Source organism: Rhizobium sp. YJ-22 (genome assembly GCF_029601685.1).
In the GTDB taxonomy this organism is placed as follows: Bacteria; Pseudomonadota; Alphaproteobacteria; order Rhizobiales; family Rhizobiaceae; genus Metarhizobium.
Map to the genome: position 1 here is coordinate 1 of NZ_JARRIR010000017.1, position 18,226 is coordinate 18,226.

13 protein-coding genes and 3 pseudogenes are annotated in these 18,226 nt (G+C 62.9%); 7 read left to right on the forward strand and 9 right to left on the reverse strand.

Annotated elements, in window-relative coordinates; genetic code table 11:
• Window positions 1-44 precede the first annotated feature (44 nt).
• Complete coding sequence (locus P7F60_RS26645; RefSeq protein ID WP_277920676.1) at window positions 45-422, reverse strand: sigma factor; 378 nt, start codon at window positions 420-422, stop codon at window positions 45-47.
• 149 nt (window positions 423-571) lie between these two features.
• Here P7F60_RS26645 and P7F60_RS26650 point away from each other — a divergent pair, with 149 nt between their 5' ends.
• Window positions 572-805 (forward strand): hypothetical protein, encoded by a 234-nt coding sequence (locus P7F60_RS26650; RefSeq protein ID WP_277920677.1) that lies wholly within the window; start codon window positions 572-574, stop codon window positions 803-805.
• An 11-nt stretch (window positions 806-816) separates the two neighbouring features.
• Here P7F60_RS26650 and P7F60_RS26655 read toward each other — a convergent pair whose 3' ends face one another.
• The 5 genes and pseudogenes from P7F60_RS26655 to xsc form a co-directional block, all read right to left on the reverse strand.
• The gene (locus tag P7F60_RS26655) at window positions 817-2,124 is read right to left on the reverse strand and encodes an Nramp family divalent metal transporter (protein WP_277920732.1); all 1,308 of its coding nucleotides are present in this window, start codon (window positions 2,122-2,124) and stop codon (window positions 817-819) included.
• Between the two features lie 1,167 nt (window positions 2,125-3,291).
• Window positions 3,292-3,426 (reverse strand): annotated as a pseudogene (locus P7F60_RS26660) (IS3 family transposase); the annotation flags it as partial.
• Between the two features lie 13 nt (window positions 3,427-3,439).
• Complete coding sequence (gene pta / locus P7F60_RS26665; RefSeq protein WP_277920678.1) at window positions 3,440-4,438, reverse strand: phosphate acetyltransferase; 999 nt, start codon at window positions 4,436-4,438, stop codon at window positions 3,440-3,442.
• The gene (locus tag P7F60_RS26670; RefSeq protein WP_277920679.1) at window positions 4,438-5,475 is read right to left on the reverse strand and encodes a YeiH family protein; all 1,038 of its coding nucleotides are present in this window, start codon (window positions 5,473-5,475) and stop codon (window positions 4,438-4,440) included. The genes pta and P7F60_RS26670 overlap by 1 nt, the downstream gene beginning before the upstream one ends.
• A gap of 71 nt (window positions 5,476-5,546) precedes the next feature.
• Window positions 5,547-6,908: pseudogene (gene xsc, locus P7F60_RS26675) on the reverse strand (sulfoacetaldehyde acetyltransferase); the annotation flags it as partial.
• Here xsc and P7F60_RS26680 point away from each other — a divergent pair.
• A pseudogene (locus P7F60_RS26680) lies at window positions 6,908-8,164 on the forward strand (PLP-dependent aminotransferase family protein); the annotation flags it as partial. The pseudogenes xsc and P7F60_RS26680 sit on opposite strands and share 1 nt — an antisense overlap.
• Before the next feature lie 235 nt (window positions 8,165-8,399).
• Here the strand turns inward: P7F60_RS26680 and P7F60_RS26685 are convergent.
• Complete coding sequence (locus P7F60_RS26685) at window positions 8,400-10,571, reverse strand: alpha-ketoacid dehydrogenase subunit alpha/beta (protein ID WP_277920681.1); 2,172 nt, start codon at window positions 10,569-10,571, stop codon at window positions 8,400-8,402.
• Window positions 10,572-10,708: 137 nt separating this feature from the next.
• Here P7F60_RS26685 and P7F60_RS26690 point away from each other — a divergent pair, with 137 nt between their 5' ends.
• Window positions 10,709-11,848: an acyl-CoA dehydrogenase family protein gene (locus P7F60_RS26690; RefSeq protein ID WP_277920682.1), complete on the forward strand. Its 1,140-nt coding sequence runs from the start codon at window positions 10,709-10,711 to the stop codon at window positions 11,846-11,848.
• A gap of 2 nt (window positions 11,849-11,850) precedes the next feature.
• On the opposite strand, the gene P7F60_RS26695 is transcribed toward P7F60_RS26690, so the two are convergent.
• A complete protein-coding gene (locus P7F60_RS26695) occupies window positions 11,851-12,681 on the reverse strand; it encodes an IclR family transcriptional regulator (RefSeq protein WP_277920683.1) in 831 nt (276 codons plus the stop codon).
• Window positions 12,682-12,799: 118 nt separating this feature from the next.
• Here P7F60_RS26695 and P7F60_RS26700 point away from each other — a divergent pair, with 118 nt between their 5' ends.
• Window positions 12,800-14,020, forward strand: a complete 1,221-nt coding sequence (locus P7F60_RS26700; protein ID WP_277920684.1) for a CaiB/BaiF CoA-transferase family protein — start codon at window positions 12,800-12,802, stop codon at window positions 14,018-14,020.
• A gap of 77 nt (window positions 14,021-14,097) precedes the next feature.
• Here P7F60_RS26700 and P7F60_RS26705 read toward each other — a convergent pair whose 3' ends face one another.
• Window positions 14,098-15,216: a helix-turn-helix domain-containing protein gene (locus P7F60_RS26705; protein ID WP_277920685.1), complete on the reverse strand. Its 1,119-nt coding sequence runs from the start codon at window positions 15,214-15,216 to the stop codon at window positions 14,098-14,100.
• A 97-nt stretch (window positions 15,217-15,313) separates the two neighbouring features.
• Here P7F60_RS26705 and P7F60_RS26710 point away from each other — a divergent pair, with 97 nt between their 5' ends.
• The 3 genes from P7F60_RS26710 to P7F60_RS26720 all read left to right on the forward strand — a co-directional run bounded on the left by P7F60_RS26710 (window position 15,314) and on the right by P7F60_RS26720 (window position 18,224).
• Complete coding sequence (locus tag P7F60_RS26710; RefSeq protein ID WP_277920686.1) at window positions 15,314-16,942, forward strand: ABC transporter substrate-binding protein; 1,629 nt, start codon at window positions 15,314-15,316, stop codon at window positions 16,940-16,942.
• A gap of 80 nt (window positions 16,943-17,022) precedes the next feature.
• Entirely contained in the window at window positions 17,023-17,214 is a 192-nt protein-coding gene (locus P7F60_RS26715; protein ID WP_277920687.1) for a hypothetical protein, read from the forward strand.
• Window positions 17,211-18,224, forward strand: coding sequence for an ABC transporter permease (locus P7F60_RS26720; RefSeq protein ID WP_277920688.1), 1,014 nt, complete (start codon window positions 17,211-17,213; stop codon window positions 18,222-18,224). The genes P7F60_RS26715 and P7F60_RS26720 overlap by 4 nt, the downstream gene beginning before the upstream one ends.
• The last annotated feature ends 2 nt before the right edge of the window (window positions 18,225-18,226 follow it).

The window sequence follows — 18,226 nt, forward strand, 5'->3', positions numbered from 1 at the left end:
GACGGTAGAGCGGATCACGGTCTGTCATGCCTCTTCATCGCCTATCAAGCCCCAAGTTCCGTTAACTTTACGATGCCGTTGAGATACACGGCGAGCCGGGCAAGCTGGTGGCGGTGCTCATAGGCGGCGAGCGTGCCGTCGGCGAGATCGGCATCCGTCAAAGCATCGAAATCAACCCGGCGCGACCATTCCCGCTGGCGGCGCAAGGTAAAATCGATCGCTGCGTTGCGTGTGGCGGCAAAGAGATAAGTCTTGGGATGCTCAATGGGAGCCGCATTGTCTCGAGCGGATATCCGCAGCCAGGCGTTCTGCACGACCTCTTCACCGCTATCTCGATCGCCGACGAGACGCGCGGCGAACCGGACCGCATCACGATTGTGCCGCCGGAAGAGGTCGGCGAGCCAGATATTGAGTGTACGCATCGTCATTTTGCTCAAAGGCGCGCCGTCGTTATGCGCTCCATTCGTAGCGAGAGCGCTATCCGCGCACAGAATAAAACTTTCAGAGGAAAATCAAGTTTATTCGGTCGGGGCGCTGAAGTCTCATTTGGGTGACGAATTCTTGCCCTAAGATGCTGCTGGCTCCAGGCGATCATGTGGCAAATTCCCAATTTTACGATAGTGGTCGGCATTTTATGGGGGCGCTTCGCGCTGGATTTCCCTTCCGCAATCAGGGCCCGCCTGCTGGCGTCGGCATTTTCGTTGCGGTGACGCTGTTCATCGACCGGCTTCTGCTGATCAGCCGCCTCGACCTCATCGCGCTTGCCACCGTCGGTCTCCTGTTGATTTACCGCCCATCAGAATGAAACCCGGTCCCTCAGAATATCAGCATTGCGATCGCGGCGAGCGCCATGACCGCCGTGGCGCCCCAGCCGAACAGACGCATCGACATCGGCGCTGCAAATTCCTTCATCTGCTTTTTGCTGCTGACGATGATCATCATCGCTGCCATGATCGGCACCGCCACGAAACCGTTGATGACCGCACTCCAGAACAGCGCCTTCACGGGGTCGAGAGGAACGAACTCCAGGAGAAGGCCCAATGTCGTTGCTGCGGCGATCACACCGTAGAAGCCGACGGCTTCCCAGGGTTTATGATCGAGGCCGATCTTCCAATCCTGGGTTTCGGCGAAAGCATAAGCCGCCGAGCCGGCGAGAACCGGTATGGAAAGAAGCCCAGTTCCGACAATGCCGATACTGAACAGCGCGAAGGCAAAGTTTCCTGCGATCGGCTTCAGGGCTTCGGCGACATCGGCTGCGGAATTGATTTCGGTTTTTCCGCTGGCGTGTAGCGTTGCAGCCGTACACATCATGATGGCGATCGCAACGATATTGGACACCGCCATGCCCGCAAAGGTATCGAGTTCGATACGGCTGAGCTCTTTCGGCGCCTGGTGCGGTGCCTCCTCGAGAGGTTCGGCCTCGTCTTTCCGATCGATCTCCTCGACCTCCTGGCTTGACTGCCAGAAGAAAAGATAGGGGCTGATCGTCGTTCCCAGGATGGCGACGATCACCGTGAAGCTGTCACTCGTCAACGGAAACGATGGCCATACGAATCCTTTCAACGTCGCAGCCCAGTCGATCTTGACGACGAAGAGCACGGCGATATAGGCGAACAGAACGAGGGTCAGCCATTTCAGCAGATTGGCATAGCGCTCGTAGGGTACGAACATCTGGAGCAGCAGCGACACGATGGCAAAGCAGATGGTGATCGGCAGGCTCGGGATTCCGAGCGCCAATTCCACAGACGCGCCCATTGCCACAAGGTTGGCGCCGATATTGATGCAGTTGGCGACGAACAGCAGACAGACGAGCCCGACGACCAGCTGTTTTGGCAGGATGGCAGCCATGTTGACGGCAAGCCCGCTTCCCGTCACCCGACCGATCCTGGCGCTGACGAGTTGGATTGCGGACATCAACGGATATGTCAGCAGCATCGTCCATAGCATGTTCGGGCCGAATTGTGCTCCGGCCTGCGAATATGTCGCGATACCACTGGGGTCGTCGTCGGCCGCGCCGGTGATGAGCCCCGGTCCGAGCTTCTTGAGCACGGAGCCGGATGTCGGTCGCGGTGTCGGGTGCTCGGCGGATGCAGAGGAAAGAGGTTCGTTCGATGAGGCGCTCACGAAGGTTGTCCGTGTAGGAGGAAAGGGCACCAGCACTGCCGCCGCAATGGGGACACGACCGAGGCTTTGCCCTCGCTGATGGGTTTCGTTCCTCCGCGCATGCGCGAAAAATCAACTCGTTTGCGGGCTCCGGGTTCCACGTCGGCGAGCGAAATCCACAAATGGGAATCGAGATGAGAGCGCCTTGTTAGACATCGAGTTGATGTGCAACGGCGGGGGCGTCCACAGTAAGCCGACACACATTGAGAACAACCTATTCGCTACTTCCATGCGACAACTGGCGCAATCGCGCACACTTTTCTCCAAGGCGCTCGGCTTCCGCCTTGATCGTTGCCATAGCGGTATCATGCGTGGCTTCAAGCCGCTGATTTCTGTCGGCCTCGGAAATTTTCGCGGGGCCGGTTCACTTTGGCGTCTTGTTGCTGATCTATGGCGATGGATTTAGCGCTGGCTGACGAGCGGACGAGGCAGACAATCTTCTGGTCTAATCTGCAATATTCTATCGTTCATATACGCGGCAACAGTTCACCTCGGAGATGGGCCGCGAAGTCTACCCCTTATGCTGGTTGGAAGATTTGAAGCGGTTTTGGATGTCCTTGGCGTCCTGGACCTCAAGAGCGATTCTCTCACATCGAGAGGGCGTTCCTGCATTCATTCGGTTGTTCCAAGGATGAGGGTGACAGTTCAGCCCGATGTTGGTAGCTATTCTGGGTCAATTTTGGCGTTGCTGGCTCCAGTTTGAATGGAATGCTCACGTGAACTCTACATGCTTTGCCGTTCCATGGCCCGGAGGTGCCGGGTAAATATCTCCCTTGGCGTCTGGAACCCCCCAGACTCAACTGCATAAAGAGCGGCCCATTCCATCCTCCTTAAACCATGGCCTTAGTGTCTTCGTTGCATTTGAAAATGGAACCTACCCGCATCGAACTTTCCGAATGCGTAATCGATCTTATGGAACCGGCTCGATGGCGGGGCATACGGTTGTAAAAGCAGGTTCAAATTTCGCACAGCAAGAAAACATCCGCAAAATCGCAGCCCGAAATTGTTTTCCGGGGTAAAGAACGACGGTCGCGATTATTGGCGAAGATTGGGAATGCCGAGTTCGGGCCGCATCGCGGGATCGACGGGCGGGCACTGATGACTGGCAGTGCGCTAGGCATTGGGCTACGAACGGCACCGTGCCCGAGCGTTCCGGCGGACGATGGCATGCCGCTAGCCGCAGGTGGGCATGTCGGCGATGACGGAGTTGATATCTTTCATCTGTTTGCGATCAGGAAGTGGCGGGCGCCCTCTGGCAGATGCGCTCATCGTGGCGTTACACCGCGCCTGCCTGCACCACGGTCACCGCGATCATGTGAAAGACGTCATTCGCGTTGCAACCACGGGACAAATCGTTGGCCGGCTTGGCAAGCCCCTGCAAGATCGGACCGATCGCCGAAGCCCCACCGATCCGCTGGGCGATCTTGTAGCCGATATTGGCGGCATCGAGGTTCGGAAATACGAAGACATTCGCCTGGCCATGCAGCTCGGAATGCGGCGCCTTAGCCGCGCTGACGGCCTCGACAAAAGCAGTATCGAACTGCAATTCCCCATCGATGACCAGATCTGGCGCGGCCTCGTGGGCCAATCGCGTCGCCTCCGTCACCTTGGAGACGCGTTCGTGCACGGCGCTACCGGCCGTCGAAAAGGACAGCATCGCCACCTTTGCCGGCAGGCCGGCGAGCGCCTCGTAGGAACGCGCCGAGGCGATGGCGATATCGGCAAGGCCGGCCGCGTCGGGATCGACGACAAGACCGCAATCGGAAAAGACGAAGGCACCTTTCTTCACATGATGGGGCGCGCACAACATCATCAGGAAAAAACTCGACACGAGGCTGACGCCCGGTGCCCGGCCGATGGTCTGGAGGGCGGCGCGCACGGTGTCCGCGGTCGTCGCCACCGCGCCGGCGACCGTGCCGTCCGCCTCCCCCTCCCGCACCATCATGGCGGCGAAGACGAGCGGCGCGCGCAGTGCCTCGGCTGCCGCCTCCGCATCGATACCCTTGCCGGCGCGAAGCGTATGATAGGCTTGAGCAAGACGCGCCGTGAGCGCCGACGTGGCGGGGTCTTCGATACGGATCCTGCCAGACGTCTCTCCTGCTTCCGCGAGCCGGGCTTCGACCATCGCACGACGACCGACGAGAATGATCTCGGCCAGGCCCTCGCGGGCGGCGCGCACCGCTCCTTCGACGATGCGCGGATCCTCACCCTCGGCGAGAACGATGCGGCGCGGCGCGGCCTTTGCCGCTTCGAGGATGCGGTCGAGCGGTTTCATCAGGCGTGCCCCAGGTAGTGAATGCCGACGAGGATGAAGGCGGCGATGAACAGGGTTTCAGCGACGATGAGCGCGACGGCGTCCCCGCCGACGTCGAGCACGCGGCGCAGCGACGTGCGCATGCCGACTGCGACGATGCCCGCGAGCAGCGCCCAGCGCGAGGCCTCCGAACCCGCCTTCGCCGCGACCTCCGGAATAACGCCGAAAGAATTGAGGGCGGCGAAAATGAGGAAGGCGATGACAAAGCCCGGAAGCAGCGGCGGGCGCTTGCCCGTCTCGCCCTCGCCCTGCGGCACGTTGCGCAGCACGACCGAATAGCTCAGCACGACCGGCGCCAGCATGGTGACGCGGATGAGCTTGACGAGCGTCGCCGTCTCCCCCGCCTCGGGCGACACCGAAAAGCCGGCGCCGACGACCTGCGCCACGTCATGGATGGTGCCGCCGAAAAAGATGCCGGTCGCCCGCGCGTCGAGCCCCATGGTCTGCGCAAGGATCGGATAGGCGATCATCGCCAGCGTGGAAAGCACGGTGACGGAGAGCACGGTGAAGATGAGGTTGCGCTCGGAAAACTCGTTCTTCGGCAGCACCGCGGCAATCGCCATCGCGGCCGACGCGCCGCAGATGGCGACGGAACCGCTGGTGATCAGCGCCAGCCGCCAGCCGCGCCCGAGCAGTTTCGCCGCCAGGAGGCCAAAGCCGATGGTCGCGGCGATGGCCGAGACGAGCAGCAGGATCGTGCTCGCACCGAGCCCGATCAGGAGGTCGACGCTGATGCGCATGCCGAGCAGCGCGACGCCGATCCTGAGCACATGCTTGGCGCAGAACTGGATGCCGGCGACGCACCGCCCCTCTTCGGACAGGAAGTGGAAGGCGATGCCGAGCAGCAGCGCCATCAACATGGCGGGCGCGCCGTAGTGATCGGAGAGGAACTGGGCGGCGACGGCCACTGCGGCGGTCACGGCAAAACCCGGCCAGTAGGCGGAAAATCCCGAGGGCAGAGCCCGGAAACGATCATGGACGGAGGCGGTGAGGCTCATGGTGTTGTTCCGTTCTCAGCGTAAGACTGCCCCGCCCGGCAGACGCCGGACGGGATGTTGCGAGAGGAGAATCAGGCGCGCTTCTGCGCGCGCATGTCGGCGCGGTCGATGCCGGCGACCGGCACGGGCTTCTTCATGGCGTCGCGGCGGAAGGGCTCGCCGAGTTCCTGGTTGAGGATGACTTCCACGAAGGTCGTCACACCGGCCTTCTGGTCCTCGATCGCCCTGGCCAGCGCTTCGGTCAGCGCCGCCGGCGTATCGACGGCGACGCCCTTGAGGCCGCAGCCCTCGGCCACCTTGGCATAGCTGAGATTGGGGTTCAGCTCGGTGCCGACGAAGTTGTTGGCGTACCACAGCGTCGTATTGCGCTTTTCCGCGCCCCACTGGTAGTTGCGGAAGATCACCATGGTGATCGCCGGCCAGCCTTCTCGACCGATCGCACCCATTTCGTTCATCGAGATGCCGAACGCGCCATCGCCGGCAAAACCGACCACCGGCACATCCGGGCAGCCGATCTTGGCGCCGACAATCGAGGGGAAGCCGTAGCCGCAGGGGCCGAACATGCCGGGCGCAAGGTATTTGCGACCCGTCTCGAAAGTCGGATAGGCGTTGCCGATGGCACAGTTGTTGCCGATGTCGGTGGAAACGATGGCCTCCTTGGGCAAGGCGGCCTGGATTGCCCGCCAGGCCTGGCGCGGCGACATGCGGTCCGGCTGGCGGCTACGGGCACCTTCGTTCCATTCCGTGCCCGGATCGTCGTCCTCATGGTCCATGGAGGAGAGTTGCTGCTGCCAGGCCGAGCGGGTGTGATGGATCGCCGCCTTGCGTTCCTCCCGGCCGGCATTGCCCGCCGCCGGCGAAAGCTGTTCGAGGATCCGGCTCGCCACCTGCCTGGCATCGCCGCAAATGCCGACGCTGACCTTCTTGGTGAGGCCGATGCGGTCGGGATTGATGTCGACCTGGATGATCGCGGCGTTCTTCGGCCAATAGTCGATGCCGTAGCCCGGAAGCGTCGAGAAGGGATTGAGCCGGGTGCCAAGCGCCAGAACCACGTCGGCCTTGGAGATCAGCTCCATCGCCGCCTTCGAGCCGTTATAGCCAAGCGGGCCGACGGACAGGCGATGGCTGCCGGGAAAGGCGTCGTTGTGCTGGTAACCGCAGCAGACCGGCGCATCGAGCCGCTCGGCGAGCGCCATGGACTCGCCGATGGCGCCGCCGATGACGACACCGGCGCCGTTGAGGATGACCGGGAACTTCGCTTCCGAGAGAAGCCTGGCGGCCTCCGTGATCGCCTGCGGGCCGCCGGCCGGGCGCTCGAAGCGCACGATGGATGGCAGGTCGACGTCGATCACCTGGGTCCAGTAGTCGCGCGGGATGTTGATCTGCGCGGGAGCGCAGCCGCGCCACGCCTTTTCGATGACCCGGTTCAACACTGGAGGCGGCCGGCCGCAGCGCCTATCGCATCGCCGGCAATCCGCCGGGCCGCGCCATGGAAAACATGCGCCTGCCGGCGGGCGCCCAACCGGTGGACTGGGACAGCAAGGTGACGATGGATTTCAATGTGGTCCGCCAGGTGGAAAAGCCGCTCGACTGGCGGCGCTATCCCTATCCGTTTCTCTATGGCCAGATGGATCCGTCCCTCTTCGATCTCAACGCGTGGCGTGACTGCGCCCGGCGCGCGCTCGCCCGTGAGGATTTCATCCTCATGGCAAGCGATTTCGCCGCTGCTGATGACGTCCGGCTCGTCAATTACATTTGTTCGCGCACCCTGCCCCGGCGCGGCATCCATGCGAACCCGGACGAGATTCTCGTTACCGTCGGCGCGCAGAATGCGCTCTGGATCGTCACACGGCTGATCCTTCAAAACGGTTCCAGCGCGGTCTGCGAGAACCCCTGCCATCCCGATATCAGCGCCTCGCTGCTCCTGAGCGGCGCGAGGGTGACGACCATCGACGTGGATGCGGAGGGCCTGCCGCCGGACAGCTTGCCCGAGGATGTCGACGCCGTCGTCGTCACGCCCAGCCACCATTCGCCGACCGGCGCCACCATGCCGATCGACCGCCGGGTCCGGCTGTTGCAGGCGGCGACTGAACGGGATTTCGTTATCGTGGAAGACGATTACGAATTCGAGATCAGCTTTCTGGCCCCGCCCTCCCCGGCGCTGAAGTCTTTCGATACGACCGGCCGCGTCCTCTATATCGGCAGTTTTTCCAAGTCGTTGTTTCCGGGCCTCAGGCTGGGCTATCTCGTCGCTCCGGCGCCATTCATCCGCAAGGCGCGCGCCCTGCGCTCGCTGATGCTGCGCCATCCGCCCGGCCATCTGCAGCGCACGGCGGCGTATTTCCTGGCGCTGGGCCATTACGATGCCGTGCTGCATCGCATGCGCACCGAATATCACGCCCGCCATATTGCGATGGCCGAGACGTTTCATCGCGAAGGCCTGACGATCGCCGGCGCCTCAGCCTTTGGCGGGACGTCCTTCTGGATGGAAGGTCCAAAAGGGCTTGATGCGGACCGGCTGGTGCAAATCCTGCGTCAGGATGGCGTACTCGTCGAACCCGGCTCTCCGTTTTTCCCAAGAAGCCGCGCCCCCTGCCGCTTCTTCCGCATGGGCTATTCCTCCATACCCAGAAGCAGTATTTCGGAAGGCGTCGCTCGCGTACGCGCGGCCATCGACGCGCATTTTTGACTGGATACAGGCTCGATTGCGGCCCATGGCCGCGCCGGGGCCTGCGGATAACGACCCGTCTCTGGCGGAAGCCAAGACGATCCTCGTCGACTATGTCGAGAAGGGCTCGGACCGTCGGTCGTGCGACGTGGTCGCGCCAAACTGAAGAATGCGCAAACACAAGAAGGAGCGGGCCGCGATGAAAGATGCCCGGCGTTGATGGAAACGGAACCGGGGCCCTACGAAAGGCCTGCTCTCAAGAACACATTTTCATCATGGTGTCGCGGATACCTTCCCTGGCGCCGAGGGCGGCGCGATTGAGGGGGGCGGAGACCGTCGGGGCCGCCAGACCGCCCGATACCCGGAGGATTTCGTGGTCGAGATAGTCGAAGAACCGTTCCTGGATCTCGGCGCACCACGTCGCGCCCATCGATAGCCGGCGCGCGGTTTGCTCAGCGATGAGCACCCGGTTCGTCTTTTTGATCGAGCGGCCAATGGTCTCCCAGTCCATGCCGTGATGGTCGAGATTGCGGAGATCGATGACCTCGGCATCGATGCCGCATTCTTCGGCAGCCTCAAGAGCGTGCTGGACCATGACCGATGTCGCAAGCACGGTGCAGGCCCCGCCCTCTCGCACCACGCGGGCGGAGCCGAATGGAATGCAGAATTCCCGATCCCCCGCGGGCACTTCGAATTCCCGCTGGTAGAAGGCGACATGTTCGAACACGACGACCGGATCGTCGCAACGCAGCGCCGAATTCATCAGGCCGATATAATCGAACGCCGTGGTCGGCATCACGATGCGCCAGCCGGGAAACATGCCGAAGAGCGCCGATGGATCGCCCGAATGCTGGGAGCCGTAGCCCGTATGCGGCGAAATGCGCACCCGAAGCACCAGCGGCACCGGAAAACCGCCACCGAACATGTGCCGCACCTTGCCGACACCATTGACGATCTGATCCGCGGCGGTGAAGCAGAAATCGCCGAACATGATCTCGACGATCGGCCGAAGACCGTTGAGCGCGGCGCCGAGCGCGACCCCGGTGAACCCGTTTTCGGCGATCGGCATCGGCAGAATGCGCTGCGGCCAGCGTTCCAGTGCGCCTTTGGTAAATCCGCTGACGCCGCCGCGCATCTGGTGCGCGTCCTCGCCCATGACGACGATGGTGGGGTCGCGATCCATTGCGGCTGCAATGGTTTCGGACGCGGCGGTGACGTATTTGAGTGTCTCGACCGCGCCCTCACGCATCCTGTCATGATCGAGGAAGCGGGCGTCCCGCAATTCGGCGAGCGTGCCGACGATCCCTTCATCCACGGTCGCAGGATCGGGATAGAGGCGAGCGGGGATCTGGAGCGTATTGCCGCCGGCCACGGGCTCGGTCAGGCGTGCGGCGGCCGCCGCGACGCGTTCGGTCACCAGACTGTCGATGCGGGCGAACTCCTCCTTGCTCGCAAAGCCGAGCGAGGTCAGCCGGGCATGCGCGAGATGAATGGGATCGCGCTTTTTCCACTCCGCTTCCTCTTCGCGCGAGCGATAGCCGAAATCGCTTCCCGCGCGGCCGCCGGACTGATGCAGATGGCGGTAGCAGAGCGCCTCCACCACGACGGGACCGCCGGTCTCCCGGATCATGCGGCGTGCTTCCATCATCGCCTTGCGAACGGCCACGACATCCATTCCGTCGCACTCGATCGACGCGATGCCGAGCATGGCCCCGCGGGACGCGAGCCGTATCTCGCGGGTCACCTCGGAGATGTGGGTGGAAACGCCGTAGAGATTGTTCTCGATGAAGAAAACCACGGGCAGGTTCTGCGCGGCGGCGATGTTCATTGATTCGTAGGTGGTGCCCGAAAGCGTTGCGCCGTCGCCGAAGAAGGTCACGGATATGGCGTCGCGACCGAGCATGCGATCCGCCAGCGCATAGCCTACGGCGTGCGGCGGATTTCCGCCGATAATCGCGGACGTCCCGACAATGCCGGCGGCGGCGTGGCGCATGTGCATCGAGCCGCCACGGCCGCCGCAATAGCCAGGCATCAGCCCCATGATCTCGGCCATGAGACGATAAATTGCGTCATTCATGCCTTCCGCGAAGGCGTCGCGGCCGATGTCGAAATCCGCGGGCAATGCGGCATTCAGGAGCTTGGTCAGCACCTGGTGGTGGGCCCGGTGCGTGCCGTTGATCTTGTCGTCCGTGCCGAGAACGGACATGGCGCCGACGCCGCAGGCCTCCTGCCCGATGCTCGCATGCGCCGGGCCATGGATCAGGCCGGCCTTTTCGAGATCGAGCAACTTTTCCTCGAACCGCCGGACGAGCAGCATCTGCCCATACCAGTTCACGAGGTCGCGCGCGCCTTCGTCGCGCCAGTCCGCCTCGTTCACCTCGATGCGGAACCACGGCGCCTTCGGCGAAATCGACAACTGGCTGACCATGGATTTCCTTTCAAGAGACTGCCGGAGCTTTGCGAATTCCATTTCTGGAAATTAATTCCGATTTTGATTGATTGTCAAACGATGCCGTGCCAGCCTTGTGTCCCAACAAGCTCTCTTCATCTCGCGAAAGTTCAGCTATGATCAGGGACCGCGATCTCTTGAACGCACTTACGGAAACGGTGCGCCGTTTCGTCCGCGCGCGGCTGATGCCCGCCGAGGCGCAGGTCGAGGAGGACAATGCGATCCCGCAGGGCATCGTCGACGACATGCGGTCCCTGGGCCTGTTCGGGATGTCGATACCCGAGACCCATGGCGGACTGGGCCTGACCATGGAGGAAGAGGTGCTCGTGGCTCTCGAACTCGGTTACACCTCCCCGGCGTTCCGCTCGGTCATCGGCACGAATAACGGCATCGGCGCGCAGGGCATCATCCTCGACGGAACCGACGCGCAGAAGAACCGCTGGCTGCCGCGCATGGCGAGCGGCGAGGTGATCGGCTCCTTCGCGCTGACGGAGCCCGACATCGGTTCGGACGCCGCCTCGGTCAAGACGACGGCAACGAAGGATGGCGATTTCTACCTGCTCAACGGAACCAAGCGTTATATCACCAATGCGCCCGTGGCCGATGTCTTCACCGTGATGGCCCGTACCGGCGGGGCTGGCGCGGGAGGCGTGTCGGCCTTCATCGTTGCGAGCGACAGCCCGGGGCTTTCCCTTGGCCCCGTGGACAAGAAGATGGGCCAGCGCGGCACTCGCACCTGCGACGTCATATTCGACAATTGCCGTGTTCCCGCCGACGCGTTGATCGGCGGTCGGGAAGGCCAGGGCTTCAAGACGGCGATGAAAGTGCTCAACCGCGGCAGGCTGCACATCGCCGCTGTTTGCACCGGCACGGCGCAGAGGCTTTGCGACGAGAGCGTCGCCTTCGCCAGGACGCGTACCCAGTTCGGCAAGCCCATCGCGGAACACCAGTTGATTCAGGCGATGCTCGCCGACAGCGCGACCGAAACCTTCGCCGGTCGCTCGATGGTGCTGGAGGCGGCCCGGATGTTCGATGCCGGCGAACGCATCGTTCAGCAGGCCGCAAGCGCGAAACTCTTCTGCTCGGAAATGGTGGGCCGCGTCGCCGACCGTGCTGTGCAGATCCATGGCGGCGCTGGCTATATGCAAGCCTGTCCGGTGGAGCATTTCTACCGCGATGTCAGGCTGTTCCGCCTCTATGAGGGCACGTCGCAGATACAGCAACTCATCATCGCCGGTGAAATTCTGAAAGCCTGACGTCAGCGCGCCTTGTCGATCCGGCTGCCTTCGCCGCCGGCAAGCCTTTCGCGCATCTGTTCCACGAGCGCGACCAGTCTGGGGCCAACGACCTTGCGGCAATGGTCCTCAGGCAGGATATCGACGATCCCGCCACAGGTCAGGGCCACGGTCGGCGAACCGTCGGTTGGATGAAACGTGACGCCGACGGCGTTGATGTAACTGTGCCACGAGCCGAAGGCCGTGACGAAACCGAACTGGGCCTGATCCCGCAGCGCCTGGTCGAGATCGGTGACGAAGCGCTCGCTGCGCCGGGCATCCGCCTGCTTCAGCGCCGCGACGAGCGCACCCCGCCTTTCCTCATCGAGACCCGTGAGATAGGCGAGGCCCATGGCGGTTCGCGCCATGGGCACGCGCGATCCCACATTCAGTTGCAGCGTCACCGGCGACATCGACCGGCAATTGGCCAGATAGACCATTTCGAGCCCGTCGCAGGCGCCCAGCGCCACGGCGGCGCCCGTCCGGTCCGCGAGTTCCTGCATCAGGGGCCGCGCAATATGGATGATCGGATTGGAGCTGAGCGCCGAATAGCCCAGCGCGACGGTCGCTGCGCCGATGCTGTAACGGCCCAGCACCGCATCGTAATGCAGGTAGCCAAGGTTGACGAGCGTGGCGGTGAGCCGGGAAACGGTCGCCCCGGCCAGGCCGGTCCGGTCGATCAGTTCCTGGTTTCCCAGCGTGGCGTCATCGGGCGTGAAGGCGCGCAGGATATCCAGCCCGCGCGTGAGCGACGCGGCCGAATTCCCCGAACTTCCCGTGGCAGAACTCTCCGTCGGCTTGCTTCGCTTTCGCATCCTGCTCGACTATCACCTCATGCAGGCGAGATCAAAAATGGAAATTATTTTCAATTACGTTGACGACGAAAGCGGGGCTTGTCAATATTGGCGCAGGCCAGCCTTTGGAAAGACCGTCATGACAAAGCCGAAGATGCCGCTCGCGGGCATACGCATCCTGGATTTCAGCCGCGTGCTTGCAGGTCCCTGGGCGACGATGAGCCTTGCGGACCTCGGAGCGGACGTCTGGAAGATCGAGAACATCGCCGGCGGCGACGACACGCGCGCCTGGTCCGTCCCGAACTACAAGGGCGTGAGCACCTATTATCTTTGCGCCAATCGCGGCAAGCACAGCATCGCGCTCGATCTCAAGAACCCGCAGGCTTTGCGGATCGCGCTCGACCTTGCGGCGAAAGCGGATGTGATCGTCGAGAATTTCACCGCTGGCACCGCCGAACGCCTCGGCATCGGCTATGACGCGATCCGCGCCATCAATCCAGCCATCGTCTATTGCTCGATCTCCGGCTATGGCCAGACCGGGCCGGAACGGGACAGGCCGGGTTACGACTTCATCATGCAGGCCGAAAGCGGGCTGATGTCGATTACCGGCGAGGTGGACGGCCCGCCCAACCGGCTCGGCGTCGCATTCACCGATGTCGTTGCGGGCATGACGGCGACCCAGTCGATCCTCGCCGCGCTCTACCAGCGGCGGGAGACCGGCGAAGGCCAGTATATCGATGTCGCGCTTCTGGATTCGGCGCTCAACATGCTGATCAACGTCGGCACCGGCTATCTCAATGCCGGCGCCGAACCCAGGCGCTATGGCAACGCCCATCCGACAGTCGTTCCCTATCAGGTGTTCGATGCATCGGACGGCGTCTTCGCGCTGGCGGTCGGCAACGACCGGATCTTCCGGAGCTTCTGCGAGCAGGTGATCGACCGACCGGACATGGCCGTCGACCGGCGTTTTCTCACCGCGCATCTGCGCGCCGTCAATCGCAGCGCCTTGATCCCCGACCTGATCGACATCCTGAAGCAACAGACCTGCCAGCATTGGCTCGATGCCTGCACGAAGGCGAACGTGCCGGCAGGCCGCGTGAAGACTGTTTCCGAGGCGCTGCGGAGCCCAAGCGTGCTCGAACGCGGCGTCGTCCAGGAACTCGAGCATCATGAATTGGGGCCGATCCGGCTGATCCGCCCGGCCCACGGGCTCGCCTGCCAGGCCGGCCTCCGATCCAAGGCGCCGCCCCTGTTGGGCGAGGATACGAGCAGCGTGCTCGAAAGCGTGCTCGGGCTTTCCGCCGAAGAGATCGGCGCGCTTGCGGCGGCGGGCGCGATTGCCTGCCACGACCCCACCTGAGACCTGGCCGGGCATAGAATATCGACATGCGCGGCTATCCCCGATACGCGCCTCCGGCGCCCGAGATGCGGATGGCCTCAATAGAGGTTGCGGCCATACATCGTCGATTTCTTGGCGAAATCGCTCCGATATTCCTGCGGGCTCTTCCGGTACACGGCGCAAAAGGCCCGGTAGTAGGCGGAGGGCGTGGCGAAGCCGCAGGCAAGACCGGTCTCGCGGATGCTCATCGAACTGTAGAGCAGTAGCTCCTTGGCATGCTGGAGCCTCAGGGCCATGTAGATCTTCTTCGGGCTGGTATTGAGGTGCCGCCGGAAGAGATATTGCAATTCGCGAACGGAAACGCCGCAGCGGTCTGCGATCGCCTCCATTTCCAGTGGTTCCTCGACCGTTTCCTGCATGATCCGCCGCGCCCGGCTCAGTACAGGATTGACCAGGAAGGGCTGCCCGTTGACGATCTCGCGCTGCCTAACCTCGGCGGGGCGCGGCGCGGCATAGATCAGTTCGTTGCAGACGAGATTGTAGAGCGCAGCCCCGCACATCGAGCGCAGCATCGTCATCGAATAGTCGAGCGTCGCGGCCTGCCCGGCGCAGGTCGAGCGGTTGCGGTCGACGACATAGAGCTGCTCGACCACACGGCTGGTGGCCGAGAATTCCCGCAGCGACGCCATGCCGGTCCAATGACAGGTCGCCATATATCCATCCAGCAAGCCCGCCTCGGCAAGAAGCAACGGGCCGGCATCGACGCCGCAAAGATGCGCGCCGGCCGCCGACTGACGCCGCAGCCATTTGAACAGCCTGGCCTTCGCCGCCTCCGCTACGTCATAGGTGACGTGGAGAAAGACAAGGTCGTATTTCCTGGCGTCGTCGAAACCGGCGGTGACCGGTAGCGCGATGTCCATGCTCGTCGGCGCGGCCTCAGGATCGGCCGGCATGAAATCGATGCTGAACATGGCTTCCTCGCTCACCCGGTTGGCGGCGCGGAACGGCTCGATCGAGAGGAAGATGGTGTGCAGCGAGGGCTCCCGGCCGACGACGAGAGCAATCGAACGCTTCCGCTCGACCTCGAATTCCGATGATCGGCCCGCTGTCTGCAAACGTTCCAGGAACGCCCCTTTCCACCCGGTTGCCCGGGCAACGTCAAAAGCGACACTTATCTCGCTATTGGCACGATAATATTCGCTTTTGTCAATAATCATGGTTTTTTTCGATGCCATTATCCTCTCGTAGCAGCGAAGAGAAAATAAGGAACGTCGCTGCGAAGAGCCACGACATCAGTGGATGGGAGATAGAATAATGCAGCTTAGACAGTATCAGACCCGATTCGAGTCCGTACGCAGCCGCGCCGTTCTGGCAGCGGCAGCGACAATGCTTGCCTCGCTCGCTGCTTTTCCGACATTGGGACTTGCCGCGGACGAGAGCCGGCCTGTTGTCATCGCTCGCGACATGGATTTCAACTCGCTCGATCCGGCGCGCGCCTTTTGCGACACCTGTCAGATCTATCTGAGTTCGGTCTATGACCGCCTCGTCGATCTGTCGCCGGACAACACGTCGATCGTGCCGATGATCGCGAAGGAATGGAGCGCCAACGCCGACGCCACCGTGGTAACCTTCAAGCTCGATCCGGCCGCGAAATTTTCCGACGGTTCTCAGGTCGAAGCCAAGGACGTCAAGTGGACGCTCGAGCGGCTGAAGAACATCAAGGGCGGCATCGCCTATATCCTCGACAATGTGAAGTCGATCGAAACGCCGGATGCCGGCACCGTCGTGGTCACGCTGACGGCCCCCAATTCGGAATTCGTCGGATCGCTGACCGCGCCCTATGCCGGCATCGTCAACTCCGACGTGGTCGCGCAACACGGTGGCGACGCCGGTGCCGATGCGGCCACCAAGGACACGGCCGAGCAGTGGTTGCTGGCCAATTCCGCCGGCGCCGGGGCTTACGTGCTCGAAAGCTACAGCCCCAGCCATGAGCTGCGCCTGAAGCGGAACGACAAGTATTGGGGCAAGAAGCCGGCTGTCGGCCAGTTCATCTTCCTGCAGTCCAAGGATGCCGTCAGCCAGACGCAGCTGCTCGAAAGCGGCAGCGCCGACATCGCCATGCAGGTCGATCCGACGACCGCGAAGAACATCACCAACGAGAACGTCGTCGTCGAGACCAGGCCATCCTTCAACATGGTCTATGTCGCCATCAGCCCCGGCGCCAAGAACCTGCCGCATCCGCTCGATGCCAAGATCCGCGAGGCGATCGCCACCGCCATCGATTATGACGGCATCATCGACCTCACCGTCGATGGCAAGGCAATCCGGCTGCCTGCCCCGATCCCGAACGGCTTCCCCGGCGGCGGCGTCGGCGAGCCGATCAAATACGACGTTGAAAAGGCGAAGGCGCTGATGAAGGAGGCGGGAGCCGCCGATGGCTTCACGCTGAACGCGACCTACCCGAACGTCAACCAGTATGGCGTCGACTACACGCTGATGATGCAGAAGATCCAGCAGGATCTGGCCGAGATCAATATCAAGCTCGAACTGGCGCCGGTGGAATTCTCCGTCTGGCGTGAGAAAGTCAATGGCGACGGGATCCCGGTGACGGCGGTGTTCTTCGCGCCGGATTATTACGGCTCATCGCAATATGCCCAGTATTTCGCGATGATGGACGGCACCGTCTGGTACAAGCGCGCCGGCGGCAAGAACGACCCGACGCTCGCCAATCCCGAAACCGCCAAGCTGCTCGCGGATGCTCTCGCGGCGCCGGCCGGCAAGAGCGGCGAACTGTTCGGGAAGCTCGGCGGCATCATGGCCAGCGAGCATGTCATCCTGCCGATCCTGAGCCCCGATGCCGTGTTCGTATCCCGCAAGGGCGTCAGCGGCCTGCGTTTCAGCGCCTGCTGCAACGTGGTCCTGTCGGACATCAAAGCCGAGTAACATACCCGCCAGGACGCATGACAAAGACCGGAGGCAGTCGCTTCCGGTCCAAGGACTTGCACTGCCGGGAAACGACGGCGTTGAGCGCCCCCGGCGCGAAGCACCGGTTGATCAATGCCCTGTTCTCCGCAAAACTGGCCGGATGCCGGATCGCCGCGCCCTCCTGGGAAAAGGAGCGGCTGACGCGGCGGGAATCGCATTGCGGCTTTCGGATCTCGAAAGACCCGGCGCCGGACAGGAACCACCAAAAGCTGGACCCGAGAACATCATGACACAATACGTGTTGCGACGGTTGATCTCCATCCCCCTCCTTCTGCTGGGCGTGGCGACCGTGGCATTCTTCCTCTCCCACTTCACGCAGGCGGACCCGCTGTCCGCCCTCGTCAGCGAGCGGCAGATGAACAACCCGGAGGTGGTGGCGGCGGCCAAGCAGCGGTGGGGGCTGGATCGCAGCCTGCCTGAGCAATACCTGATCTATGTGAAAAACCTGGTGACCGGCGATCTCGGCGTTTCGTTCAGGACGCGCAGGCCAGTCATCACCGACATCGCCGAGCGGCTGCCGGCGACGCTCGAACTCGTCATCTTCGCCATGCTCTTCGGCACCGTCAGCGGCGTGGCGCTCGGCGTGCTCGCCTCGCGGTTCCAGGACCGACCCCTCGATTATTTCGCCCGCTTCGTGGCGCTCTTCGGCTCCACGGTGCCCGTGTTCTGGTCCGGCCTGCTGTTGCTCTATCTGTTCACCGTGAAATTCGGATGGATTCCCGGGCCCAGCCGGCTCGATGCGCGCGCCGAGCCGCCGCCGTTCATGACGGGAATGCTGACGATCGACGCCTTGGCCGCGGGGCAGTTCGGCACGTTCCTCAATGCGCTGCACCACCTCGTGCTGCCGTCCTTCGTGCTTGGCTGGACGGTGACCGGCATCATTTCGCGACTGGTGCGGGCGAGCATGCTCGACGCCCTCGGGCAGGACTACATCCTCGCCGCGCGCGCCAAGGGCGCGGGCGAGGCGCGCACGCTGCTGCGCCACGCGCTGCCGAACGCCATGATACCGACCCTGACGATCATCGGCTATTCCTTCGCCTACCTGATCACGGGCGCGGTGCTCACCGAGTCGGTTTTTGCCTGGCCCGGCATAGGCTCCTACGCCGTCGATTCCGCGCGCACCCTCGATTACCCGGCGATCATCGGCGTTTCCCTGATCGGCGCCTCGGCATTCCTGCTGGCGAACCTCGTCACCGATGTCGCCTATGCCTACGCCAATCCTCGCATCCGACTGGAGTGATC